Source organism: Brevundimonas sp., assembly GCF_016463485.1.
Taxonomy (GTDB): Bacteria; Pseudomonadota; Alphaproteobacteria; order Caulobacterales; family Caulobacteraceae; genus Brevundimonas.
The window spans coordinates 1-24105 of sequence record NZ_JAEMRD010000011.1; the positions used below are offsets into that span (position 1 = coordinate 1).

General features: G+C 67.9%; 23 protein-coding genes. 11 read left to right on the forward strand and 12 right to left on the reverse strand.

Going from position 1 to position 24105, the window contains the following annotated elements:
* A partial coding sequence (locus tag JHC99_RS03255; RefSeq protein WP_292152028.1) for an A/G-specific adenine glycosylase occupies positions 1 to 742 on the reverse strand: 742 nt, incomplete at its 3' end.
* Between the two features lie 20 nt (positions 743 to 762).
* Between JHC99_RS03255 and JHC99_RS03260 the strand changes: the two genes are divergently transcribed.
* Complete coding sequence (locus tag JHC99_RS03260) at positions 763 to 1323, forward strand: DciA family protein (RefSeq protein WP_292152029.1); 561 nt, start codon at positions 763 to 765, stop codon at positions 1321 to 1323.
* 3 nt (positions 1324 to 1326) lie between these two features.
* Here the strand turns inward: JHC99_RS03260 and JHC99_RS03265 are convergent, their stop codons facing one another.
* Complete coding sequence (locus JHC99_RS03265) at positions 1327 to 1617, reverse strand: type II toxin-antitoxin system RelE/ParE family toxin (RefSeq protein ID WP_292152030.1); 291 nt, start codon at positions 1615 to 1617, stop codon at positions 1327 to 1329.
* The gene (locus JHC99_RS03270; protein ID WP_292152031.1) at positions 1610 to 1855 is read right to left on the reverse strand and encodes a type II toxin-antitoxin system ParD family antitoxin; all 246 of its coding nucleotides are present in this window, start codon (positions 1853 to 1855) and stop codon (positions 1610 to 1612) included. The genes JHC99_RS03265 and JHC99_RS03270 overlap by 8 nt, the downstream gene beginning before the upstream one ends.
* 143 nt (positions 1856 to 1998) lie before the next feature.
* Between JHC99_RS03270 and JHC99_RS03275 the strand changes: the two genes are divergently transcribed.
* From JHC99_RS03275 to JHC99_RS03310, 8 genes are all read left to right on the forward strand, one after another.
* Positions 1999 to 2310, forward strand: coding sequence for a hypothetical protein (locus tag JHC99_RS03275; RefSeq protein WP_292152032.1), 312 nt, complete (start codon positions 1999 to 2001; stop codon positions 2308 to 2310).
* Between the two features lie 76 nt (positions 2311 to 2386).
* Positions 2387 to 3049, forward strand: a complete 663-nt coding sequence (locus JHC99_RS03280; protein ID WP_292152033.1) for a thioredoxin domain-containing protein — start codon at positions 2387 to 2389, stop codon at positions 3047 to 3049.
* Positions 3050 to 3067: 18 nt separating this feature from the next.
* The gene (locus JHC99_RS03285; protein ID WP_292152034.1) at positions 3068 to 3691 is read left to right on the forward strand and encodes a thioredoxin domain-containing protein; all 624 of its coding nucleotides are present in this window, start codon (positions 3068 to 3070) and stop codon (positions 3689 to 3691) included.
* A gap of 3 nt (positions 3692 to 3694) precedes the next feature.
* Entirely contained in the window at positions 3695 to 4315 is a 621-nt protein-coding gene (locus tag JHC99_RS03290; protein WP_292152035.1) for a DsbA family protein, read from the forward strand.
* 4 nt (positions 4316 to 4319) lie between these two features.
* Positions 4320 to 4937, forward strand: coding sequence for a DsbA family protein (locus JHC99_RS03295; RefSeq protein ID WP_292152036.1), 618 nt, complete (start codon positions 4320 to 4322; stop codon positions 4935 to 4937).
* A 96-nt stretch (positions 4938 to 5033) separates the two neighbouring features.
* A complete protein-coding gene (locus tag JHC99_RS03300; RefSeq protein WP_292152037.1) occupies positions 5034 to 8471 on the forward strand; it encodes an AAA family ATPase in 3438 nt (1145 codons plus the stop codon).
* Positions 8471 to 8794: a hypothetical protein gene (locus JHC99_RS03305; protein ID WP_292152038.1), complete on the forward strand. Its 324-nt coding sequence runs from the start codon at positions 8471 to 8473 to the stop codon at positions 8792 to 8794. Before JHC99_RS03300 ends, JHC99_RS03305 begins: the two co-directional genes overlap by 1 nt.
* A 77-nt stretch (positions 8795 to 8871) precedes the next feature.
* Positions 8872 to 9888: a LysR family transcriptional regulator gene (locus JHC99_RS03310; protein WP_292152039.1), complete on the forward strand. Its 1017-nt coding sequence runs from the start codon at positions 8872 to 8874 to the stop codon at positions 9886 to 9888.
* A 21-nt stretch (positions 9889 to 9909) separates the two neighbouring features.
* Here JHC99_RS03310 and JHC99_RS03315 read toward each other — a convergent pair whose 3' ends face one another.
* From JHC99_RS03315 to JHC99_RS03325, 3 genes are all read right to left on the reverse strand, one after another.
* Positions 9910 to 10953, reverse strand: a complete 1044-nt coding sequence (locus JHC99_RS03315; RefSeq protein ID WP_292152040.1) for an aromatic ring-hydroxylating dioxygenase subunit alpha — start codon at positions 10951 to 10953, stop codon at positions 9910 to 9912.
* Positions 10954 to 11073: 120 nt separating this feature from the next.
* Positions 11074 to 11685, reverse strand: coding sequence for a glutathione S-transferase family protein (locus JHC99_RS03320; RefSeq protein WP_292152041.1), 612 nt, complete (start codon positions 11683 to 11685; stop codon positions 11074 to 11076).
* A 127-nt stretch (positions 11686 to 11812) separates the two neighbouring features.
* Positions 11813 to 14716, reverse strand: a complete 2904-nt coding sequence (locus tag JHC99_RS03325; RefSeq protein WP_292152042.1) for a calcium-binding protein — start codon at positions 14714 to 14716, stop codon at positions 11813 to 11815.
* A 214-nt stretch (positions 14717 to 14930) separates the two neighbouring features.
* Between JHC99_RS03325 and map the strand changes: the two genes are divergently transcribed.
* Positions 14931 to 15749: a type I methionyl aminopeptidase gene (map, locus tag JHC99_RS03330; RefSeq protein ID WP_292152043.1), complete on the forward strand. Its 819-nt coding sequence runs from the start codon at positions 14931 to 14933 to the stop codon at positions 15747 to 15749.
* Complete coding sequence (locus JHC99_RS03335; RefSeq protein ID WP_292152044.1) at positions 15749 to 16228, forward strand: hypothetical protein; 480 nt, start codon at positions 15749 to 15751, stop codon at positions 16226 to 16228. Before map ends, JHC99_RS03335 begins: the two co-directional genes overlap by 1 nt.
* Before the next feature lie 102 nt (positions 16229 to 16330).
* On the opposite strand, the gene JHC99_RS03340 is transcribed toward JHC99_RS03335, so the two are convergent.
* From JHC99_RS03340 to murF, 6 genes are all read right to left on the reverse strand, one after another.
* Positions 16331 to 17464 carry a mechanosensitive ion channel family protein gene (locus JHC99_RS03340; RefSeq protein WP_292152045.1) on the reverse strand — a complete coding sequence of 378 codons (1134 nt, stop codon included), beginning with the start codon at positions 17462 to 17464 and terminating at the stop codon, positions 16331 to 16333.
* Between the two features lie 35 nt (positions 17465 to 17499).
* Positions 17500 to 18600, reverse strand: coding sequence for an undecaprenyldiphospho-muramoylpentapeptide beta-N-acetylglucosaminyltransferase (gene murG / locus JHC99_RS03345; protein ID WP_292152046.1), 1101 nt, complete (start codon positions 18598 to 18600; stop codon positions 17500 to 17502).
* Positions 18601 to 18808: 208 nt separating this feature from the next.
* Positions 18809 to 20002: a putative lipid II flippase FtsW gene (gene ftsW, locus JHC99_RS03350; protein ID WP_292152047.1), complete on the reverse strand. Its 1194-nt coding sequence runs from the start codon at positions 20000 to 20002 to the stop codon at positions 18809 to 18811.
* 10 nt (positions 20003 to 20012) lie between these two features.
* On the reverse strand, positions 20013 to 21488 hold the full coding sequence (gene murD / locus JHC99_RS03355) for a UDP-N-acetylmuramoyl-L-alanine--D-glutamate ligase (protein WP_292152048.1): 1476 nt from the start codon (positions 21486 to 21488) through the stop codon (positions 20013 to 20015).
* A gap of 4 nt (positions 21489 to 21492) precedes the next feature.
* Entirely contained in the window at positions 21493 to 22602 is a 1110-nt protein-coding gene (mraY, locus tag JHC99_RS03360) for a phospho-N-acetylmuramoyl-pentapeptide-transferase (RefSeq protein WP_292152049.1), read from the reverse strand.
* Positions 22603 to 22610: 8 nt separating this feature from the next.
* Positions 22611 to 24005, reverse strand: coding sequence for a UDP-N-acetylmuramoyl-tripeptide--D-alanyl-D-alanine ligase (gene murF, locus JHC99_RS03365; protein WP_292152050.1), 1395 nt, complete (start codon positions 24003 to 24005; stop codon positions 22611 to 22613).
* Positions 24006 to 24105 lie beyond the last annotated feature (100 nt).

Below are 24105 nucleotides of genomic sequence, written 5' to 3' on the forward strand. Positions count from 1 at the left end.
AGGCCGTGCCGACCCGGTGTGGCCGATCCGCCTTCTTCGTCTTCAACGGATAGCGTTCCGCCGCACCCGTCGCATAGCCCGCGCACCAGGCGCTGACCGGACAGATCAGGCACGTCGGCGACTTCGGCCGGCACACGGTCGCGCCGAGGTCCATCAAGGCCTGGGCCCAGTCGCCGGGTCGATCCCCCGTCACCAGCGATCCGGCCAGTCGGGCCAGTTCGGGCCTGGCTGCCGGCACCGGCGTCTCGACCGCGAACAGCCGGGCCATGACCCGCTCGACATTACCGTCCACGACATTGGCCGACCGGTCGAAGGCGATCGCCGCCACCGCCGCCGCCGTATAGGCCCCGACGCCGGGAAGCGCCCGCAGGGCCGCCTCGGTGTCGGGAAACACACCGCCGTGCTCGCCCGCTACCGCCCGGGCGCAAGCGAGCAGGTTACGGGCGCGGGCGTAGTATCCGAGGCCCGCCCAGGCCGCCATCAGGTCGCCGTCCTCGACCGCCGCCAGATCGCCCACCGTCGGCCACCGCGCGGTGAAACTGAGAAAATAGGGCGTCGCGTGCGGCACCGTCGTCTGTTGCAGCATGACCTCCGACAGCCAGACCCGGTAGGGATCGGTCCGCGCCCCCGACCCCGGCGGCGCTCGCCACGGCAGGGTCCGCGCAGCCTCGTCGTACCAGGCCAGCAGGGCGGCGCGGACGGAGTCGATCTGATCAGAAGCGGAGCGGGCGACGTCGGTCATCGGTTCGTCTATATAGGGCCATGGCCCGCGACCTGCCCACGGAAAGCGAGACCCGCGAGATCCTGTCGCGGCGACGGACGCGACCCGCGCCGCGCCCTGCGCCGCCCGCCGGCCGGGCCCTGGCTCCGTTCATCCGCGAGCTGGACGAGAAATACGGCAGGGGTGCCGGGGCGCTGGAGCCACGCTGGCGCGAGATCGTCGGCGATCAGCTGGCCCGCGTCACCCGCCCCCAGAAACTGACCAAGGGCCGCGCCGGATCGGGAGGCACCCTGGAACTGCGCGTCGCCGGCCCCGCCGCCCTGCTGGTCCAGCATCAGTCGGCCGAAATCCTGTCGCGCGTGAACCTGTTCCTCGGCCCCGGCGCGGTGGAAAAGCTGCGGATCGCCCAAGGGCCGGTGAAACCCCTCCCTTTGCCCGCCGCCTCCACCAAGGGGGCGCGGCGTCGCATCGACCCCCTCGACGCCGCCGCCGAGGCGGATCTGGCGAAATCGGTGGAGGCCGCGCCGGATGCGTTGAAGGCGGCGCTGGCCAACCTCGGGCGGGCGGTGCTGTCGGACAAGGCGCGAGGCAAGGGTCGATAAAGCCTACAGGTGACGCGGCGCATCCATACGTTGATCGAGAATACGGATGACCGCCACCCCATAGGGCGCGACCTGGAAATACACGACGTGCCGACCGACGATCCGCCTGCGATAGCCAGGCCGAATGTCGCTGCTGTCAACGGATCGAAGCGGTGCCTCAGCCAGTGCCAGACAGGCCTCCTCGATCTGATCGGTATAGGTGACCGCCTGCGCCAACCCCCATTGCCCAACGGTGTAGTCGAAGATCGTTTCGAGATCGCGTTCGGCCGCCGCGCTGAGGCGGTACTCAGCCATACTGCTCGATCTTGCGGCGCTTGAAAGCGGCAAAATCGAACGGCTTGGGTTCACCGCTCTGTTCGCCGTGGATCAGGGCCTCACGGATCGCATCGTTCGCGAAGCCCCGTTGTTGTTCACGCCGGATCAGGTCTCGAATTGCCTCGCTGTCAGTCGTGTAGAGACCTTCGGCGATCTGTGCAGAAATCCAGCTGTCCTGCTGCTCGGTCAGGGTGATGGTTTTGCGAACGACGGCCATAGCGGAGCAATCCTCATACTTCTGGTGCAGAATAGCGCAGAACGCCTTGGTCGGCCAGAGATGCGGCGACCGTCCACGTTGACAAAACTTCGCCGCAAGAGTGTTCCAATCGAACAACGCAGTTCACCGGGGAGGTTGGGTGAATGGGACCTCTGTTTTCAATCGCGCTACTTGCGGTCTTGGCTGCTGCGGCAACGGCTGTCTCGTTCGGTGTGGCCAAGTTGTTCCTGCCCATGAAGCTCGCCGCGATTTCCGCGATGCTTTTTGTCGTTTGTGGCGTCATAGGCGGCGTGATCGGACTTGTCGGGCAGGCACTTTGGCTCCCGGCGACGCTGGAAAGTAGCAACGCCGTGCTGCGGTATCTCGGTGTTAGTGCCGGTATGGCGTTAGTGGCGGGCTCCATCGCTGTCGGGCCTTTCGTGACATCACGCCGCGCACGAGAAATCCGGGGTTGACCTTTTCCTGCCGCACCTGTTCTCGACAAGCGTTGTCGTGCGGACCGTCCTTCATCCGGGGAATCGCGCGATCGTCATGACCCGCCGCCTTCAGGACCCCGCCATGCGCGCCACGATACCCTTCACCTTCGCCGCCATGAGCCGGCGTGCGGCCATCACCGGCGCGGCGTTGGCGACCATGGCCATGGCGGCCTGTTCCGGCGGGGCGGGCAAGCCGGCCGAGGGCGACATCGGGATGGGCGCGCCCGAGGGGGCCAAGGTCACGGTCGTCGAATACGCATCCGTCACCTGCAGCCACTGCGCCGAATGGCAGGAGACGACCTGGGCCCCGTTCAAGGCCAAATACGTCGACACCAACAAGGTGCGCTATGTCTTCCGCGAGTTCCCGACCTCGCCTGTGCCAGTGGCGACGGCCGGTTTCCTGATCGCCCGCTGTGCCGGCGAGGACAAGTATTTCGATGTGATCCACAAGATCATGGCCCAGCAGGACCAGATCTTCGGCGGCGTCCCGCCCCGCGACGTGCTTCTGCCCATCGCACTCGAGGCCGGCCTGACCGAGGCCCAGTTCCAGACCTGCATCACCGACCCCGAAGCCATCGCCGGCATGGAGGCGCGGATCCGCGCCGGGCTAGATGCCGGGGTCACCGGCACGCCGACATTCCTCGTCAACGGCGAGAAGGTGATCGACACCAGCCTGAGCGGCCTGTCAGAGAAGATCGACGCGGCCCTGGCCAAATAAGAGCGGACGGAAACGAACATGACCCCGATGAGAACACTGGCCGGTCTGGCCATCGCTGCGGCGGCAATGACGCTGGCGGCCTGTGGCGGCGGCTCCGGCGCGGCCGAGGGCGACATGGCGCTGGGAGCGCCCGAAGGGGCCAAGGTCACGGTCGTCGAGTACGCCTCGCCCACCTGCGCCCACTGCGCCGCGTGGCAGAACAACACCTGGCCCGCGTTCAAGGCCAAATACGTCGACACCAACAAGGTCCGCTACGTCTTCCGCGAACTGCCGACCCCGCCCGCCGAGATCGCGGCCGCAGGCTTCCTGATGGCGCGCTGCGCCGGTCCGGACAAGTATTTCGACGTCATCCACGAACTGCTGGCCAACCAGGCTGAATGGCAGTCGGGCGCGATTTCGCCCCGCGCCTCGCTGGTCAAGACGGCCGGTGGCTTCGGCATTTCCGAAAGCCAGTTCCAGGAATGCGTCACGGACGAAAAGGCCGTCGCCGCTCTTGAGAAACGCGTCCAGGCGGCCGTCGCCGCCGGCGTCACCGGCACACCGACCTTTGTCGTCAACGGCAAGACCGTCGCCTACACCGGTGGCGAAGGCCCGCCCATGCCGACCCTGGAAGCCGCCATCGACCCGGAACTGGCCAAGTAAGTCATGTCGCTCGCTCGCCGTCTGCTCCTGATCCTGTTGCTGGCGCTTGCACCGGCCGCAGCCCTGACCTCCGCCGCCTCGGCCCAGACTCCGCCGCCGGTGACCGCCGCCGACCGGGTGCTGGGGCGGGCCGATGCGCCGGTGACGGTGATCGAATACGCCTCCTTCACCTGCCCCCACTGCGGCCACTGGTTCAACGACGTCTTTCCGGCCTTCAAGGCCCGGTTCATCGATACGGGCCGGGTGAAGCTGGTGTTCCGCGACCTGCCGACCGATCCGCAGCAGTATTCGATGGCCGCCGCCATCATCGGCCGCTGCGCCGCGCCGGGGCGGTTCTTCGACGTGGCGACGTCCCTGTTCGCCGGTCAGGCGTCGCTGGCGACCGGCGGAGGCCGCGCCTGGTTCGACAATGCGCTCGCGGCCAGCGGCAAGACCCGCGAGGAGATGCAGGCCTGTTTCACCGCGCCGGGCCGCCAGGAAGCCCTGACCAACGACGTCAACGCCGCGATCACGGCGGGCATCACCTCGACCCCCGCATTCTTCGTCAATGGCAGGGCTTTTGCAGGCGAACCGAGCATCGAGGCCCTGGCGACCGCCATCGGGGCCGCCGCTCCCGGACGCTGACCCCATGACCCTGATCCGCCGTCTCATTCTGGTGCTGATGCTGGCCCTGCCGGTGTGCATCGGTGGGACAGCGACGGCGCAAGGAGCTCCGCCGCGCGTGACGGCCGCGGATCAGGTGCTGGGCGATCCGAACGCGCCGGTGACGGTGATCGAATACGGATCTTTCGCCTGTCCCCACTGCGCCGAATGGCAGATCGGGGTCTTCCGCGCCTTCAAGGAACGCTACATCGACACGGGCCAGGTCCGGTTCGTGTTCCGCGACCTGCCGACCCAGCCGGTTCAGGAGGCGATCCGCTCGGCCTCCATCGCCCGCTGCGCCGCGCCCGGCCGCTATTTCGACGTCGTCCACACCCTGTTCCTGTGGCAGGGGACGGCCCGCAACATCGGCCCGGTCAGCGAATGGTACAGCCGCGCCGTTGCCGAGACCGGCCGGACACCCGAAGAGATCGCCGCCTGTATGGCCGACCCGGCCGTCGAAGCCGCCATCTGGCGCACGGCCCAGGGCGGGTCGGCGGCGGGCGCGACCAAGACCCCGACCTTCTTCGTCAACGGGCAAAAGATGGAAGGCGTCGTACCGATCGAACACCTGGCCGCCGCCATCGATCCCCTGCTGAACCGCTGAGTCGAAGCTGATTCCCCCCACACGATGAATCAGGCTCTATAAGGGGTCGAGCCCCGCTGTGGGCCTCTGTCCCAACCCGTCGGCTCAGGGAGTGCGATGCAGTTCCAGCGCCTCCGCCTTGTGGGTTTCAAGTCCTTCGTCGATGCGTCGGAGGTCTTTATCGAACCCGGCCTGACCGGCATCGTCGGCCCCAACGGCTGCGGCAAGTCCAATGTGCTGGAATCGATGCGCTGGGTCATGGGGGCCAACTCGGCCAAGGCCATGCGCGGCCAGGGCATGGACGACGTCATCTTCGCCGGGGCCTCGAACCGCCCGCCGCGCAACCATGCCGAGGTCCAGCTGACCATCGACAACGCACAACGCCGCGCGCCTCAGCCCTTTACCGACTCGCCCGTGCTGGAGGTCTCGCGCCGGATCGACCGGGGCCAGGGCTCCACCTATCGGATCAACGGCAAGGAGGTTCGGGCCCGCGACGTCCAGCTGCTGTTCGCCGACGCCTCGACCGGGGCCAACTCCCCGGCCCTGGTGCGTCAGGGTCAGATCAGCGAGCTGATCGCCGCCAAACCCCAGAACCGGCGCCGCATCCTCGAAGAAGCGGGCGGCGTCGCCGGCCTGCACACCCGTCGCCACGAGGCCGAGCTGCGGCTCAAGGCGGCCGAGGCCAACCTCGAACGCCTCGACGATATCGGCCGCGAACTGGAGACGGCGCTGACACGGCTGAAGCGCGAGGCGCGTCAGGCCGAGAAGTACAAGAAGATCTCGGCCGAGATCCGCGCGCTGCAGGCCGCGCTTCTGTACGTCCGCTGGAACGACGCGCGGGTCGCCGCCGAGGCCGCCGCCGAGGAACTGCGTGAGGCCGACCGGGCGGTGGCCGATTCGACCGGCGCGGCGGCGCGGGCCCAGACCGCCGCCCTGTCGGCGCAGGAAGCCTTGAAGCCGGCACGAGAGGAAGACGCCGTCGCCGCCGCCCTGCTCCACCGGGCCAGCCTGGAACGCGACCGGCTCGACATGGCCGAGCAGCAGGCCCGGGCCGAGGTCGAGCGCCTGACCGCCGAGGGCGCGCGCATCGCCGCCGACGCGGAGCGCGAAGCGAGGATGGCCGAGGACGCCGCCGCCGAACTGGCCCGGCTGACCGCCGATCTCGGCGCGCTGACCGCCGAGATGGCCGCTGCGCCGGCGCGCGGCCCTGAACTGGACGCCGCCCTCGCCGTCGCCGAGGACGCCCGCCGCACCGCCGACGCCGAGGTCGAGCGGATCGCCGGAACCCTCGCCGCCGTCGAGGCTCGCGCCAATGCGGAGACGGCCCGCAAACGCGACGCCGAGGCCCGCGTCGCCCGGGCCGAAGCCGCCCTGGCCCAGGCCCGGCGCGAACGCGAGGCGCTCGGCCCGCTCGAAACGCCCGAACTGGCGACCGCCCGATTGGCGCTGGATGAGGCGACTGCCGCCCTGACCTCGGCCCGCGCCGCCGTCGAGGCAGCCGAAGCCGCCCGCGCCGATCGGGCCCGCGCCGAACAGGACGCTCGCACCGCCGCCCGTGCCGCCGAGGACCGGCTGGGCCGGCTCCAGACCGAGGCGCGGGGGCTGGCCTCCCTGCTGGTCTCGGCCAAGCGCGACCACGCCCCGGCGCTGGACAAGGTCTCGGCCGACAAGGGCTATGAGGCGGCGCTGGCCGCCGCGCTGGGCGACGATCTGGACGCCGCGCTCGATCCGAAGGCCGCCGCCTACTGGGCGGGTGCCACGCCGCCCACCCCTGTCTGGCCCTCCGGGGTCACGCCCCTGTCGACCCATGTGAAGGCGCCCGACCAGCTCGCCGCCCGCCTGGCTCTGTGTGGCGTTGCGGAAAAGGCGGCGGCCCCGACCCTGGCCACGCAACTGCCCCCTGGCGCGCGTCTGGTGACAAAAGAGGGCGACCTCTACCGCTGGGACGGATTCGTCAGTCGGGCCGAGGCTCCGCGCCCCGCCGCCGTCCGCCTGGCCCAGCGCGGGCGGCTGGCCGAACTGGAGGCCGCCATCGACGAGGGCAAGCCCGCGCTCGACGCCGCCCAGACCGCCCAGAAATCCGCCACCGAAGCCTTCCGCGCCGCCGAAGAGGCCGTGAAGGCCGCCCGCCTCGCTCCCTTCGCCGCCGACAAAGCCGTCACCGCTGCCCGCGACCGGGTCGAGACCCTCTCGCGCGATCAGGCCCGTCGCGAGGCCCGCGCCCAGGCCCTGGACGAGACCCTGGCCCGTCAGGCCGACGAGGTCGCAGCCGCGCAAGGTGCCTTGGCCGAGGCTCTGACCACTGACGCCCCATCGGAGACCCTGGCGGCCTTGCGCGACGACCTCACCGCTGCCCGCGCCGCCGCCGACGCGGCGCGGGCAGCCTCCGCCCAGGCCCGCGCCGACCGGGACGCCGAAGCTCGCGAACGCACCGGGCGCGAAGCCCGCCTGACGGGTCTGACCCGCGAGCGCGACGGCTGGGCGACCCGTGCCCGGGACGCCGCCGCCCGCATCACGACCTTGGCCGGCGACGCCGAAAAATCCGCAGCCCTGCTGGCCCAGGCCCGGACGGCACCCGAGGCCTTGGCGGCCCAGCGGTCGAAACTGCTCGACACCCTGACCGCCGCCGAGACCCGGCGAAAGGCCTCCGCCGACGCCCTGGCCACGGCAGAGACCGAGGCGGGTGACGCCGACCGGGCGTCTCGCGCCGCCGACGCCGCCGCCGCCTCTGCCCGCGAGGCCCGCGCCGGTCTGGCCGCCCGCGCCGAGGCCGCCGCCGAACGTCTGGCCACGGCCGCCGATACCGTGCGCGAGACGGCGCAGATGGAGCCCGAGGCGCTCGGCCAGAAGCTGATCGACGACGCTGTCGCCCGCCCACCGGACGCCGCCGGGGCCGAGAGCCTGTTGTACGGGCTGGAGCGGGAGCGCGAACAGCTGGGCGCCGTCAACCTGCGCGCCGAGGAGGAGGCCGACGAATACGCCGAACGCCTGAACACCATGCGGATCGAGCGGTCGGACCTGACCACCGCCATCGCCCGGCTGAGGGACGGTATCGACGAGCTGAACGCCGAGGGTCGCGAGCGTCTGGTCGCCGCCTTCGACATAATCAACGACAACTTCAAGAGCCTGTTCGAGGCCCTGTTCGGCGGCGGTCAGGCCGAGCTGAAACTGGTCGAGTCCGACGATCCGCTGGAGGCTGGCCTCGAGATCTTCGCCTGCCCCCCGGGCAAGCGGCTTTCGGTCATGTCGCTGATGAGTGGCGGCGAACAGGCCCTGACGGCGGCGGCCTTGATCTTTGCCGTCTTCCTGGCCAATCCGGCACCGGTCTGTGTGCTGGACGAGGTCGATGCGCCGCTGGACGACGCCAACGTCGACCGGTTCTGCCGGATGCTGAACGAAATGCGCAACCGCACCGACACCCGCTTCATCGTCATCACCCACAACCCGGTCACCATGAGCCGCATGGACCGGCTGTACGGCGTCACCATGCCGGAACGTGGGGTGAGCCAGCTGGTCAGCGTGGACCTGAAACAGGCCGAGACGTTGGTGGCGTGATGGGTGACGACGAGCAGCCCGAATGGGATCAGACGATCGCCGACGCCATGATCGGCGCGGTCGTCTTGATCGGAATTACGTACATCCACCCAGAAGCCAATACGCAAGAGCAGATGTACGGGGTCATCGACAGCGTCGATGAGATCGACGGGTTCGGGATCATCCTCAGCGGCGCGCGCGAAGGCGAGACCTACCGCCTGCCCCCCGACCTCAAGTCATTCGAACGCGCGCCGCCGGGCGACTACCGACTTCGATCAACCGGAGAGACCGTCACCGATCCCGAATACATCAGCCAGTGGACAGTCCGGGCACCGGCAAACTGAAGCCGCTGCATCGGTCCGGTTCGGACTCCTGCAGGGTTCGACCCTCGCCTCGGGCGGCGCGATAGGTTGCGCTGAAAATGCTTGTCCGTACTATCCGTCGGATGGATTTCAGACATTTCGATCTCAATCTGATTGTCGTCCTGGACGCCCTGCTCGACGAGCGTAGCGTGACGGGCGCGGCGCGGCGGTTGAAGACCAGCCAGCCGACGGTCAGCTTCTCGCTCCAGAAACTGCGCGACATCCTTGGCGACCCCCTGTTCATCCGCACGGCCAGAGGGATGGAGCCGACACCCAGGGCCCTGGAGATGAGGGACGCGGTTCGCAGTGTCCTGGCCACCGTCGAAGATCAGCTCCTGTCCGCGCGAACCTTCGACCCCGCGACATCGGACATCCCGGTGACGGTCAGCACCTCCGACGTCGGCGAACTGGTCTTCCTGCCGAAACTTCTACGCCACCTTCGGGCGATCGCGCCGCAGATGACGGTGCGGTCGGTCACCATGGGACCGCAACGGCTGGCCGAGGCACTGGCGGGGGGGCAGGTCGATCTCGCCCTCGGCTATTTCCCGGACCTGGCCGGCGGCATCTATCAGCAGGGCCTGTTCGAGCATCCGTTCGCCTGCCTGGTGCGGGGCGATCATCCCACCATCGGATCGACCCTCAGCCTGGAGGAATTCGTCCAGGCGGAGCACGCCGTGGTCAATGCAGAGGGACGCAGTCAGGAGATCTTCGAAAATGAGATGCAGGCCCGGGGCATCCATCGCCGCATCGCGCTCAGCACCCCCCACTTCATGGGCATGCCCCTGCTCATCGCGACCAGCGACCTCATCGTGACGGTTCCCAAGGCCGTGGCGACGGCATGGATCGGTCGTGCCAATCTGAAGATGCTCCCTCCGCCGGTCACCGTGCCGCCGATCGCGCTCAAGCAGTTCTGGCATCGCCGCTTCCATGCCGATCCCCGGGGGGTCTGGCTGCGCGGTGTCATTGCGGACCTGTTCATGGGACACGACCCGTCCACGGCCCCGGACTTCGCCGCCGGCCTGGTTCCGGCCCGAGCCGATGCAACGCCTGACCTCGACGCATCACCCGGACGCTGATCCTGGACACGGTCCGGGCGATCAGGCGGTAGCGATCTCTTTCGGGGCTTCGGCCTTCATCAGCTCCGCCAGCCGGCGGCGCGCCATGTTGCCACCCGCATCGCTGAGAATATCCACGCGCGGGCGGTCGGGGCTCTGGAGAAGCCTCCGCTGCTGCAGTTCCAGCACCACCTGGTCCTCCCGGAAGGTCGCCTCAGTCTGTTCGAACACGAGGTCTGCGATCCCCTCGGTCAGGACGTTCGTCCCCATCGACCAGAAATAGTGGGTCGTCGTTTCCGTCTCCGGCGTGATGCCGTGGAACCCCATCATCGAGAAACCATGATCGCGATGCCCGTCGTAGGCACCCGTCCCGACGTCGCACCCGCCGGTGTGGATGCGCAGCATGACCGGCATGAACTCGATCTCCTGCCAGCGATCGATCCGCCCCGTGAAGCCCCGAGCGGCGACATAGGTCGGTGGCGGCGGCGAGTTCGGCATCCGCCGCTGAACGAAGACTCCTGCCTCTGTCCGACGGGTCTCCATCTCGGCGCGGAAATGGGTGTCGGGATCGCCGCCGATCGTATGGGGATGGATGTAGGGCAGGTGCGACAGATCCATGAGGTTGTCGATCAGCAACTGCCAGTTGCCGTTCACCTCATAGTGGGCGCTGCGCCAGGCCCATGCCGGATCGCTGTGGTAGGGATGCCGGGGAATGGCGGTCTGATCGGCCATTTCGACATCGCCCATCCAGATCCAGATCGCCGCATCCTGTTCGACGACCGGATAGCTGCGGACGCGGGCCTTTGGCGGGATAAGGTCCTGGCACGGAATTCTGACGCAGGTTCCGTCGGCCGCGAACTCCAGACCGTGGTAGGCGCAACGGATCGCCTCTCCCGCGACCTGTCCGGCGGACAGAGGCACCGAGCGGTGCGCGCAGCGATCCTCCAGGGCGACGACCTGTCCCGCCTCCGTCCTGAACAGGACGACAGGCTGGCCAAGGAAGGTCCGCGCCTGGCTCGCCTTCACTGAAAGATCGGCAGACCAGCCGGCAACATACCAGGCGTTGTAGAGAAACATCGTCCGCATCCGCCCCGGTTCTTGTCTGGCCGCGAGGATAGCGCTGCCTAATGCATCGGAAAATCCGAAGTTATAGATACTGCAAATCTACGGAACCGATACGGCGCAGCGCGACAGAGGCGGCCCGGATCATCCCTGAGCCAGTGCCTTCTCCGCCTCCCGGAACGCCGCCATCTGCGCCTCCAGCGCGCGCTGGAACGCTGGTCTCGCCTCGGCCCTCGCGACATAGGCGGCCAGTTTCGGATAGTCGGCGAGGATGTCGGTGTGGCGCAGGTCGCGCAGGACGTGGGTCATGATGATGTCGGCGGCGCTGAAGCGGTCGGCGGCGAACCAGTGCCGGTCGCCCAGGGCGGTCTGGAGCTCGTCCAGCCGCTTGCGCAGGAAGGTCTCGACCTCGGGGCGGCGTTCCCGGCCCCAGGCGCTGTCGGCGGCGAACAGGTCGATGGTGGCCAGCTGGGCGACCCAGGGCTCGATGGTGTTGGAGGCCGCGAACAGCCAGCAGGTGACCTCGGCGCGGCCCGCCTCGTCGGTCGGCATCAGGGCCTGGGACTTGCCCGCGATATGCAGGACAATGGCGCAGCTTTCAAAGATCGCCACCTCGCCGTCGCGATAGGCGGGCACCTGGCCGAAGGGCTGTCTGGCCCGGTAATCGGGAGAGGCCTGGTCCTCGAACCCGATCAGGTCGGCGTCATAGGCGATGCCCGCCTCCTCCAGCGCCCAGCGGACACGGAGGTCGCGCACCGACCCCTGAGCGAACGGCGGCACCCATTTGAAGGCGGTGACCTAGACCATGACGGCGCTCCTGTGATTTCGCGCATCATGGCCTCCTCGCCCCTGGCGGGAAAGAGGCGGCGGCTCTCGGCTGGCGTCAGAGGTACCAGTCCTGGCCGTGGTAGAATCCGCGCGCCACGTCCGGGTCGAGGTCCAGCATGAACCGGCCGGTATGGCCCGAAAGGTCACCCACGCCTTCCAAGGCATCCCAGTCCTCGATCGGCGGGACATCGGGGCCTGTGTCCTTGATCCCCGGCTCCTCGCCGATGCTGCCGGGCAGCCAGCGGATGTCTGTGTCGCGCAGAGTCGTTCCCGCCAGACCGATCACCATGTCCGTCGACCCGTTCCCGCCCAGATCGACGAAGATGAAAGAGCCGCCGGCCAGATAGGCGATCCCATAGGTATCGGCGCTGCTGGTCCGGATCAGACGCAGATCGACCTTGTCCTCGCCCGACACGAAGCCGAATATCCCGTCCGACGCGGCGGCCGTCGAATCCGAGGCCGTGCGATAGACGAAGGTATCGGCACCCGCATCGCCGAACAGAGCATCCGCACCTCCGCCGCCGATGATGGTGTCGTTGCCGCCGCCACCCGCGATGGGATCGGCCAGGGAGGTCCCGATCAGGGTGTCCGCCGCGCCCGCCCCGACCATATAGATGCCGAACCCACCGGAATACAGGATGTCGGAGCCGTTGACGGCCCGTCCGGCCGCGGTCGTCAGGAACGATCCGCCGGGCGTCTCCGCATAGACGAAGCTGGACCCGTTGTCGGAGCGCAGGATGCTGATCGAGGTAGGGTTGAGGGCGGCCAGATCGATCCGGTCCTCGCCCGTGGTGAAGTCGTACAGGTTGTCGAAGCCAGTCGTCTGGTTGGAATCGCTGACGGATGTGTAACGGAAGACGTCGCGTCCGGTGCCGCCGGCGATGGCGTCGGCGCCGCCCAGCCCGGTCAGGACGTCGTCGCCCGCACCCCCGACGATGGGATCGGCGATCACCGACCCGCTGAGGTCATCGGCCTCATCCGAGCCGATGGCGAAGACCCCGATCGTGGCGTTGTAGATGAAGTCGGCCCCGGTCAGATTGGCGTTGGCGGCGAACAGCTGGAACAGGCCGTTCGCGGTCTCGGCGAAGACGACGCTGCCGCCGCCGGCCAGTCGCGCGACGCTGACCGAGGTGGGGTTGAGCGCCGTCAGGTCGATGCGATCGAAGCCCACCTCAAAGTCGGTGATGATGTCCTGGACTGCCGCCGTCGAATCCGAGGCCGCCAGGTAACGGAACACGTCCGCCCCCGATCCCCCGGTCAGGGTATCCGCACCGCCGCCGCCGGTCAGGATGTCGTTGCCGCCGTTCCCCCGGAAGGTGTTGGCCTCGGCCCCGCCGTTGAAGCGATCCGCCCCGCTGCCGCCGTTCAGAATCTCGATCCCCGACACGGTCAAAGTGCCGAACCCGATCGATTGCAGGGTGGTGAGCGTCAGGTCGATGGTCAGCGCGACTTCCAGTCGGGCGAAGTCGATCGCATCGACGCCGGCGTCCCCCTGAATGGTGACTGCGCCGGCCCGGATGTCCTGGCTGGCCAGCGACGAACCGAAATTGAAGGTATCGTTGTCCGCTCCCCCGATCATCACGTCGGCCCCGCCGACATAGTAGAACAGATCTTCGCCCGCGCCGCCGTTCAGCGTGTCGTTGCCGTAGTCTCCCGACAGGAAGTCGTCGCCGGCCCCGGTCGTGATGGTGTTGTTTCCGGCCCCGCCGAACACCCGCTGGTTGCCAGCGTCCGAAACGACGACGTCATCGAAGGCTGTGCCATAGAGCGAGTATTCCTCGAAATTCGACAGGGTGACGCCCGCCGCAGTTTCAAGAGTGGTCTCGATATTGCCGATCAGGTTGAGGTCTAGCGCCGTGCTCCGCCCGGCGAAGGTGACGAAGGCCCGGTCGAATCCGTTTCCGCCCTCCGCGATGTCACCCAGGCCGAGGTAGATCACGTCGGCACCGTTGCCGCCGTTCAGGCGATCGATATCGGAGCTGACGAAAGATAGCCCTTCGACCCCATTATCCGAATGCCAAAGGGTGTCGTTGCCGTCGCCGCCGTTCAGGGTGTCGTCTCCCCGGCCGCCGTAGAGCTGGTTGTTCTGGGCGTCGCCGGTCAGGGTGTCGTTGAAGCGCGTGCCATAGACGCTGAAGGCCTCAAAATTCGACAGAGTGCCTCCAATCAGGTTCGCTAGGGCCGTCTGGTTCGCCTCGGCCGTTCCTGACAGGTTGAGGGTCACGCCTGCGGCCAGGGATTCTAGCCCGACGAAGATCCGGTCAAAACCAGCCCCGCCATCCGCGCTGTCGCCCTGTCCGACGAAGATCTGGTCGTTGCCGTCGCCGCCCACCAGGGCATCCACGGCTCCGTCGTCGACGCCGAGGAGGTCCACATTGTGATAGACGAGGTCGTCGCCCAGCCCGCCGAACAGGGCGTCGCCGCCGGCTCCGCCCAGCACGATGTCGTTGCCGCTGCCGCCGTCCACGGCATCCGAGCCTGTGCCGCCGTCCAGCCGATCGCTGCCGCCATTGCCGTACAGGCGGTCGTTGCCGCCGAACCCCCCGATCGCGTCGCCCAGTCCCAAGGGCCCGTCAGCGATGTCGCCGCCGACGATTTCATCATTGCCGCCAAAGAACAGGTCGACCACACCCGTTTCATTGCCGGAGGCTATGAACCCGCGCCATGTGCCGATCGGCACCGACAGCCCGGTCCACGCGGCGATGTCGACACTGCCCTGCCTGAGCACCAGTCCGGTGATCGTCCCGGTGGTCGGCACCCCATCAGGTCCGGGCGCGCCAAAACCGAAGCCGGTATAGGTATAAATCCCCGCCACGGTCGATCCCGCCGACTGGGAGCTGCGATCGACGACGAATTGGGTGGAGGTCAATCCTGACACATTGCCGATCAGCCATTCCGCCTTGGTACCGAAATAGAGCGTCAGAAAGATCGTGTTGGGTCCGGCGGTCAGGACAGGCATCGGGGGTCCTCCATCACCCTGTATCGGGATTTCCGCAAACCGTGGTTCGCGGATGCGTTTTCGTCAATCTAGGGATTTCTATAGGCAGGCGGCATATCGATGCGATGGGACCGCGAACCGGGCGTCTGGCGCGACAGTCTCGCAGTCCCATGGATTGAGGTTGTGTGTTAGACTGCCCATCTAGCGACCCAGACCAGCCCCGCCAGAGCCCCTCATGTACGAAACGCCCGACCAGGATATCGAGACCTTCACCCGGTCCAGCGCCATCCGCATCTATAATGCGGACGATTTCGAGGGGATGCGGATCGCCGGGCGGCTGGTCGCCGAGGCGCTGGACATGATCGTGCCCTATGTCGTGCCCGGGGTGACCACGGGCGAACTGGACGATCGGATCCGCGAATACACCCTGGACCGGGGCGGCCTGCCGGCCTGCCTGGGGTACAAGGGCTATGCGAAGACCGTCTGCACCTCGATCAATCACGTGGTGTGCCACGGGATTCCGGGCGACCGGGTGCTCAAGGACGGCGACATCGTCAATATCGATCACACCGTCATCGTCGACGGCTGGCACGGCGATTCCAGCCGGATGTATGCGGTCGGCGACATCAATCCGCGCGCGAAGAAGCTGATCGACGTCACCTATGAGTCCATCGCACTGGGTCTGGCCCAGGTGAAGCCGGGCGCCACCTTCGGCGACATAGGCTTCGCCATTCAGCGGCACGTCGAGGCGGCGCGGATGAGCGTGGTGCGCGACTTCTGTGGCCACGGCATCGGCCGCATCTTCCACGACAGCCCTAACGTCCTGCACTATGGCCGCAAGAACGAGGGCGCGGTGCTGAAGCCCGGCATGTGCTTTACCGTCGAGCCCATGGTCAATCTGGGCAAGCCGCACGTGAAGGTCCTGTCCGACGGCTGGACCGCCGTGACCCGCGACAAGTCCCTGTCGGCCCAGTGCGAGCATACCGTCGGCGTCACCGAGGACGGGGTCGAGATCTTCTCCGCCAGCCCCGCCGGCCTGTTCCGCCCGAACTGATGCGGGCCCTTGCGGGTCTGGCCGTCCTGGCGGCCATCGGGGTGTCGGTCCCCGCTGCGGCCCAGACCGATGAGCCGTCACCCTTTAAGGAGCACGGTTTCGTCCTGACCGGTGCGGGCCGTTTCGCGATCCTGGCGGACCAGATGACCATCGTGCGCGACGGCGACAGCGTCACGATGCGGGCGTTCCAGGTCACCGAGCCAGGCTTCACCGCCGGGGGCCATACCTATTGGGGCGGGTGGTCGAAGTGGCGGTTCGACTGCGTCGCCGAAACCGCCGACCGCCTGGATTTCGCCTCGGTGCGCGAGGGCGGCGTCGAGGGGCCGACCACGCCGGATACCGCACCGTCCTATCACGCCGATCCGGGCGGGGATGCCGCCGAACTGCTGGCGGTAGCCTGTTCGACCGACGCCCGATCGCCGGATGTGTTCACGCTGGAAGAGGCCGTGACGCTGGGGCGGGCGGCTCTGGCCGAATAAAATAATCCGTTCGTCCCGGCGACCCGCAGCTAAACCGGGACCCCGCGCTTTGGGCGATCATCGTTGAAATCTGGCGCGAACCCCGATCCCCGACGCCGTGCCTCACTTAAGGACTGGGTCCCGGCTTTCGCCGGGATGAGCGGAAGAGCTGGAGTTCCAATCCAGACGGTCCCTGGGCAGGGCCTCCGGGCATTCATCGCGCATGAAGGCCATCAGCTTCTCGCGGATTTCGCAGCGCAGGTCGAAGGCGATCGGCGCGGAGCGGGCGCTGGCCAAGCAGCGGACCTGCATGACGCGTTCGGTGATGTCGGTGACCTGCATCACCTGCACGTCGCCGTCCCACAGCACCGAGGCCCGCACGATCCGCTCGAACGCCTCGCGCAGCCGGTCGATCGGCGCCTCATAGTCGACATAGAACATGGCCGTGCCGATCAGGCGGGCGTTCTCGCGCGTCCAGTTTTGGAACGGCTTGGTGATGAAATAGGACAGCGGCAGCACCATGCGCCGCCAGTCCCACAGCTTGACCACCACATAGGTCGAGGTGATCTCCTCCACATTGCCCCACTCTCCCTCCACGATGACGGCGTCGTCGATGCGGATGGGCTGGGTCAGGGCGATCTGGATGCCCGCGACCATGTTGGTCAGGATCGGCTGCAGCGCCAGACCCGCGATGATGCCGACCACCCCAGCCGAAGCCAGCAGGCTGACCCCCCATTGCCGGAACCCGGAAATGGTCATCAGCGCCAGGCCGATTGTGACGATGACCAGCAGGACCTTGGCCACCCGTTGCAGGATGCGGGTCTGGGTCAGGTGCTTGCGCGCGATCAGGTTGTCCTCGACCGCCACGTTGAACTTCTTCAGATGCACCGCCGTCCACATGTCGAGCACGCCGGACGCCAGCCAGCCGAGGGCCAGGATCCAGGCGAACAGCAGGACGGCGCGGACCTGTTGCGACGGACCGGGGTCCAGCGGCGAAACGCTGACCCCGATGCCGATGCCGATGATGATCACCAGCACCCGCAGCTTGGCCCGCGCCCGCTCGACCACCCCGCGCCAGAAGACGTCGCGGTTCTTCACCAGGCGGCGCAGGACGGTGAAGGCGGCGGTGTGCGCGAGCCAGCCCGCGCCGACGAAGGCGATAAGGACCAGTGCGATCACCGCCCATTCAGGCAGCCAGTCGAACTGCCGCCACAGGCGGGTCGTTTCGCGGGTCAGGTCGGAGATGAAGGGGGGCATCCTCCCTCAACGCGCAACGGCCAAGGTTGTTCGCGTTATCGATCCCTCTCCCGATGGGAAGGGGAGGCTTCCACCATGTCCGCCAATCTGCGCGCCGCGTCGGGAATGGCCACGCCCTTCGCCGCCGCGCTCATCGCCGCCAGCCGGGCCGGATCGGACAGCAGCGGCAGCAGCGCCGCCGTCAGGGCCTCCACCGTCACGTCATCCTCCGCGATCACTACCGCGGCCCCGACGTCGGTCAGGGCCCTGGCATTCAGGGTCTGGTGGTCGTCGGTGGCGATCTTGAGCGGGATCAGGACGGACGGCAGGGCGGCGACGGCCAGTTCGGCGCAGGTCGAGGCCCCGGCGCGGCCGACGACGAGATGGGCCTGCGACAGGCGGGTGGCCATGTCGCGGAAGAAGGGCGCGACCGCCGCCTGGATGCCGGCCTCCAGATAGATCTGTCGCGCGCTCTCCAGCGTCTCGGGCCGCGACTGCTGCTGGACACGGAGCCTGGCGCGCAGCCCCTCGGGCAGGGCGGCCAGCGCCCGGGGCGTGGTTTCCGACAGGATCCGGGCGCCCTGGCTGCCGCCCGTGACCAGCACATGGATCGGCCCGTCGGCGCTTGGGGCCACATAGGCGCGGTCGAACAGGGCACCGATCTCTGCGCGAACCGGACTGCCCACCACCTCGGCCTTCATCCCCTCGGGCGCGCGCTTCAGTGTCGGGAAGGAGGACGCGATCCGGCCGACGCGCCCGGCCAGCAGCCGGTTGGTCCGGCCCAGCACCGCGTTCTGTTCATGGATGACGGTCGGCCTCCCTTGTGTGATCGCAGCGATCAGGGCGGGCGCGGACGGATAGCCGCCGAACCCGACGACGATGGCCGCATCCAGTCGGGTGAACGCCGCCCTCGCCTGAACCACCCCCCGCGCGATGGCGATCCCGGCCTTGATCAGGGCCACGGGGCCGGAGCCGGTGGCGGTGTCGAGATACAGTTTCTCCTCGGCCGGAAAGTTCGCGGCGTATTGCTCACCTCGATGGTCGGTGGCCAGGACCACGCGCCAGCCGCGCGATGCCATCTCGCGGGCCAGGGCCTCGGCGGGGAACATATGACCCCCGGTACCCCCGGCGGCGACGATGCAGACTTTGTTGGGCATGACAGCTTCTTTGCCCCAAGCGCCACCATGCGTCATCCCTACTTTCGTCATCCTCCGGCAAGCCGCTCTTGCGGCGCAGACCGGGGGACCCAGCGGCGCCGATAGGCGATCTTTTCAGGCAAGATGTTCGACGCCGGTTGTATGACAGGTTCGCGCTCTCGCGCGCCTCCCCCGGTCAGGCTTCGCCTGCCGGAGGATGACGAAAGGGTTACGGCAAAATCCGGCGACGGTCCTGCAAGGTCACCCCCGGCTCATAGGCCCCCGGCCTGCGCCGCGTCAGGGCGAGGGCCAGACCCATGGTCAGGCCCATGGCCAGCATCGACGAGCCGCCATAGCTGATGAAGGGCAGGGTCATCCCCTTGGTCGGGATCAGGTTCAGGTTCACCGCCACATTGATCGAGGCCTGCAGCCCGATCAGGACGAACAGCCCCGCCGCCGCCGTCTGTTCGAAGGGGTCGTTCAGCTTCATCGCCCGCCGCATCCCGCGCACCACGATGAAGGCGTACAGGCCGATGATGGCCAGGCTCAGCATCAGGCCGAACTCCTCGGCCCCGACCGAATAAATGAAGTCGGTGTGCAGGTCGGGCACGTGGCGTTTCATCACGCCCTCGCCCACGCCGCGCCCGACCAGGCCGCCAGCACTGATGGCCTCGCTGGCGCGGTCGATCTGATGGGTGTCGGTGGTCTCGGGATTGGTGAAACGGCTCAGGCGATCGCGCATATGACCGAACATGAAATACAGCGACACCACGCCTCCTGCGGCGGCGGCGGCCAGCACGGCCATCCACTTCAGCGGCACCCCGGCCATGAAGAAGACGCACATGAAGGTGGTGGTGATCAGCAGGGTCTGGCCGATGTCCGGCTGGATCAGCAGCAGACCGACCGTCAAGGCCCAGAAGCCGAAGGCGATGCTGACGCCGGGCACCCCCTCGCCCTTCTGGCCTTCGGCGAACATCCAGGCGGCGAAGACGATCAGGCTGGGCTTGGCGAATTCACTGGGCTGCAGGCTGAAGGGCCCCAGGTTGATCCAGCGCGCGGCGCCCTTCACCTCGTCGCCGATGAACGGCAGCGCCGCCATGACGACGATGGCACCCAGCAGGCCCAGGACGGCGATCCGCCGGACCCCGCGCGGCGACAGCAGCGACATGGTCAGCATGGCCCCCGCGCCCCCCATGGCCCAGACGATCATCCGCCACGAATAGTGGAACGGGTCCGAGATCGATTCGTCGGCCAGGATGGCGGCGGGCGAGGAGGCAAAGCTCAACGCCACCCCAAACGACATCAGCAACAGGGCCGCGCCCAGCAGGGCCCGATCGACCGTCCAGAACCACTGGGCGATCGGGCTCTGGTCGTTGCGCGAAAAGGCCGGGTTATAGGCCGGACGATAGGGCTCTGCGGTCATGGTTTCCCATTCATGAACGCAAAGGGGTAGCGCCTTGGTTAAGAACCGCCGCCCGGAACGCCTCTCCGCGCGCCTCAAAGTCGGGGTACTGGTCGAAACTGGCGCAGGCGGGGGAGAGGAGGACGATCTGGTTGCCGCCAGCCGTGGCGGCATCGGCGGCGGCGGCGGTGACGGCGGCCTCCATGGTGCCGGTGATGACATGGGGCGTGTCGCCGAGTGTCGCGGCGAATTCCTCGGCGGACTGGCCGATCAGATAGGCTTTGGTCACGCGCGGGAAGAGGTCGATCAGGCCGTCTATGCCGCCGTCCTTCGGCACACCGCCGGCGATCCAGAAGACGGACGGATAAGACGCCAGGGCCTGCCTCGCTGCATCGGCATTGGTGGCCTTGGAGTCGTTGACGAAGCGGATGGGGCCCAGATGCCCGACCGTCTCCATCCGGTGGGCCAGACCGGGGAAGGTCAGCAGCCCCTCGACCGCAGCATCATGCGATACCCCCACCGCGCGGGCGGCGGCATAGGCGAAGGCGGCGTTCTGGGCGTTGTGGCGGCCGGGCAGCGACCGGGCCGGGGAAAGGTCCGCGATGGCGATGCCGTCGGCGACGATCCGCCCGCCGGTGGCATCCACGATGATGAACCGTCCCTGCTCGAAGGCGGGAACCTGATCCGGCAGGCGCTCCTCAAGTTGGTCTACGGGCACACCGCCGCTGGGATCGACATACTCATGCGGCGTCCGGGTCGTAATCGTCGAGACCCTCAGGCGACGGTCGTTAAGGGCGTTGACGACGCTCCAGCCCCAGTCATCATCGACCCCGATCAGGGCGACCTTGTCCGGCGTCATGACCTGGAACAGCCGCCGCTTGGCCGCGACATAGCCCTCCATGCCGCCGTGCCGGTCCAGGTGATCCGGCGACACATTGGTCAGGATCGCCACGTCGGGCGCGAAACTTGTGGTCAGGTCCAGCTGATACGAGGACGTCTCGACCACATAGACCTCGACCTCGGCCGGGGCCGGCAGGGCCAGGACGCCGATGCCGATATTGCCGCCGATCGCGACCTTGAGCCCCGCCTGTTTCAGCACCCAACCGATCAGGGCCGTGGTCGTGGACTTGCCGTTGGTGCCGGTGATGGCGATCACCCTGGGCCTGAGCGAGGCCGGGACCGTATCGATGGCACGGGCGAACAGTTCGATGTCGCCGATGACAGGGACGCCCGCCGCCTTGGCCTTCTCGACCGTCCAGTGCGGCTTGGGATGGGTCAGGGGCGCGCCCGGCGACAGCACCAGGGCCGCAAACCCGGACCAGTCGGCGGTCGTCAGATCCTCGACCGCGAACCCCTCGGCCTCGGCCTGCATCCGGCCCGAGACCCCGTCGTCCCAGAGGATCGGCACAGCCCCGCCCGCCTGCAGCGCCCGCGCCGCCGTGATCCCCGACCGGCCGAGGCCGAAGACGGCGACGCGGCGACCCTGGAATCCGGGAACGGCGATCATGGCGTCAGCGGAGCTTGAGGGTCGCCAGCCCCAGCAGGGCCAGCATGGCGGCGACGATCCAGAAGCGGATCACGACCGTCGACTCCGGCCAGCCCAGCTTCTCGAAATGGTGGTGGATCGGCGCCATCAGGAAGATGCGCCGCTTGGTCAGCTTGAAATAGCCGACCTGGATCATGACCGAGGCCGCCTCGATGACGAACAGGCCGCCGACGATCCCCAGCACCAGCTCGTGTTTGGTGGCCACGGCCATCGATCCCAGAGCGCCGCCCAGCGCCAGAGAGCCGGTGTCGCCCATGAAGATCTTGGCCGGCGGGGCGTTGTACCACAGGAAGCCCACGCCCCCGCCGATGATGGCCGCGCAGAAGATGGCCAGCTCGCCCGCGCCCGGCACGTGGTGGACGCCCAGATAGTCCGAGAAGATGAAGTTGCCGACCAGATAGGTGATGATCCCGAAGGCCGCCGCCGCCATCATCACCGGCACGATCGCCAGCCCGTCCAGCCCGTCGGTCAGGTTCACCGCGTTCGAGAATCCCACGATCGTGAAGGCGGCGAAGGCCACGTAGAACCAGCCCACGTTCAGCAGCACGTCCTTGAAGAATGGAAACGCGATCGAGGTCTCCAGCCCCGGCGAGGTCGGCGACTGGGTCATCCAGAGCACCGTCAGGACGCCCGCGATCACGGCGATGACGACCTGGGCCACCAGTTTCTGTTTCGACGTCAGCCCGGCCGAGGTCTGTTTCGTGACCTTGGCATAGTCATCGACGAAGCCCAGCACCCCGAAGGCGGCCGTCACGAACGACACGATCCAGATATAGGGGTTGGTCAGGTCGCCCCACAGAAACACGGCCACGCCGATGCCGGCCAGGATCATCAGCCCGCCCATGGTGGGGGTGCCGACCTTGGACAGGTGGCTGACGGGTCCGTCCTCGCGGATCGGCTGGCCCCGGCCCTGTTTGGCGCGGATCCAATTGATGAAGCGCGACCCCATGGCCACCGCCACGATCATCGCTGTCGCCATCGCCAGCGCCACCCGCACCGTCTGGTACTGGATCAGGTGAAGGAGCGGATAGTCCTTCGCGACGTCGGCGAACTGCAGGTAAAGTAGATAAAACATCGGTCCCCCTACCGCGTCGCGTCCAATGACGCCAAGGCCTTCGCGACCAGCGAGGCCTTGGAGCCGTTCGATCCCTTGACCATGACGATGTCCCCGAACGCGGCCAGATCGGCGGCCTGTTCGGCCAGCTGTGCGGCGGTCTCGGTCCAGACGCCGCGTCGGCTTTCGGGCAGGGCGTCGTACAGATGGCGCATCTGCGGGCCCGCCGCATGGACGAGATCGAGCCCCGCCGCCTCGATGGTGTCGGCCAGCCCGGCGTGCAGCGCCACCGACTGATCACCCAGTTCCAGCATGTCGGTCAGCACCACGATCCGTCGCCCGCCCGTCCGCACAGGGCGCGCGCCGAGGCTCAAGAAGCCCGCCCGCATGGACAGCGGATTGGCGTTGTAGCTCTCGTCGATCAAGGTGAAGGCCCCACGCGGCCCGTTCACCGAGCGGATCTCGCCCCGACCCGCCAGGGGCTGAAAGGTCGCGAGCGCCTCGAACGCCGTCTCGACCGGCACGTCCAGCGCGTCCAGCATCAGGATGACGGCCAGGGAGTTCAGCCCCCAATGGAACCCCGACTGTTTCAGGGTGAAGACGTGGGTCCGTCCCCAGATTTCCGCCGTGACACGGGCCCCTTCCGGACCGGGCACGAAGTCCAGCAGTCTCGCGTCCTGTTCCGGACCCGACCCGAACTGGGCGATCCGCGCACCCTGACGCAGGGCGCTCTCGCGCAGCATGTCGACCCAGGGATTGTCGCCGTTGATGACCGCGACCCCGCCGGGGCCGAGGCCCTGAAAGATCGCTGCCTTCTCGCGCGCAACCCCGGTCTCGCCATCGGAGAAACCCTCGATATGGACCGGCCCGACCGTCGTGACACAGGCGGCGTGGGGCAGGACCATCTTGGACAGGGGCGCAATCTCGCCCGGCGCATTCATGCCGATCTCGAACACCGCCCGCTCGGTGTCGCGCGGCATGCGGGCGAGCGTCAGGGGCACGCCGATATGGTTGTTGTAGCTCTTGATGGAGGCGTGGGCGGGCCCGGCCAGATCGAGGCCCGCCTTGATGGCCTGGGTCACGCTGGTCTTGCCGACGCTGCCGGTGACGGCCCCGCGCCGGACCTGGGGGGCGCGATCGCGGGCGGCGGCACCCAGCGCCTCGAGCCCCTTAAGCGTGTCGGGCACGATGACGTGCGGCCCGCCCTCGACGGCGTGTTCGACCAGGGCCCCGGCAGCCCCTGCGTTGAAGGCGGAGGCGGCGAACTCATGACCGTCGCGCGCGCCCTTCAGCGCCAGGAACAGGTCTCCGGGCACGATCTCGCGGCTGTTGTAGGTGATGCCGTGGACGTCGAAGTCGCCGCCTGTAAGGCGGCCGCCGGTGGCCATTTCGATTTCAGCGGATGTCCAAAGAGGCGTCATCATCCCTTCCCCCCTTGCGGGGGAAGGTGGCTCGCGGAGCGAGACGGATGGGGGGTAAGACACCCATCCGTCCCCTGATCATCTGCTTCGACGAGACTGCCGG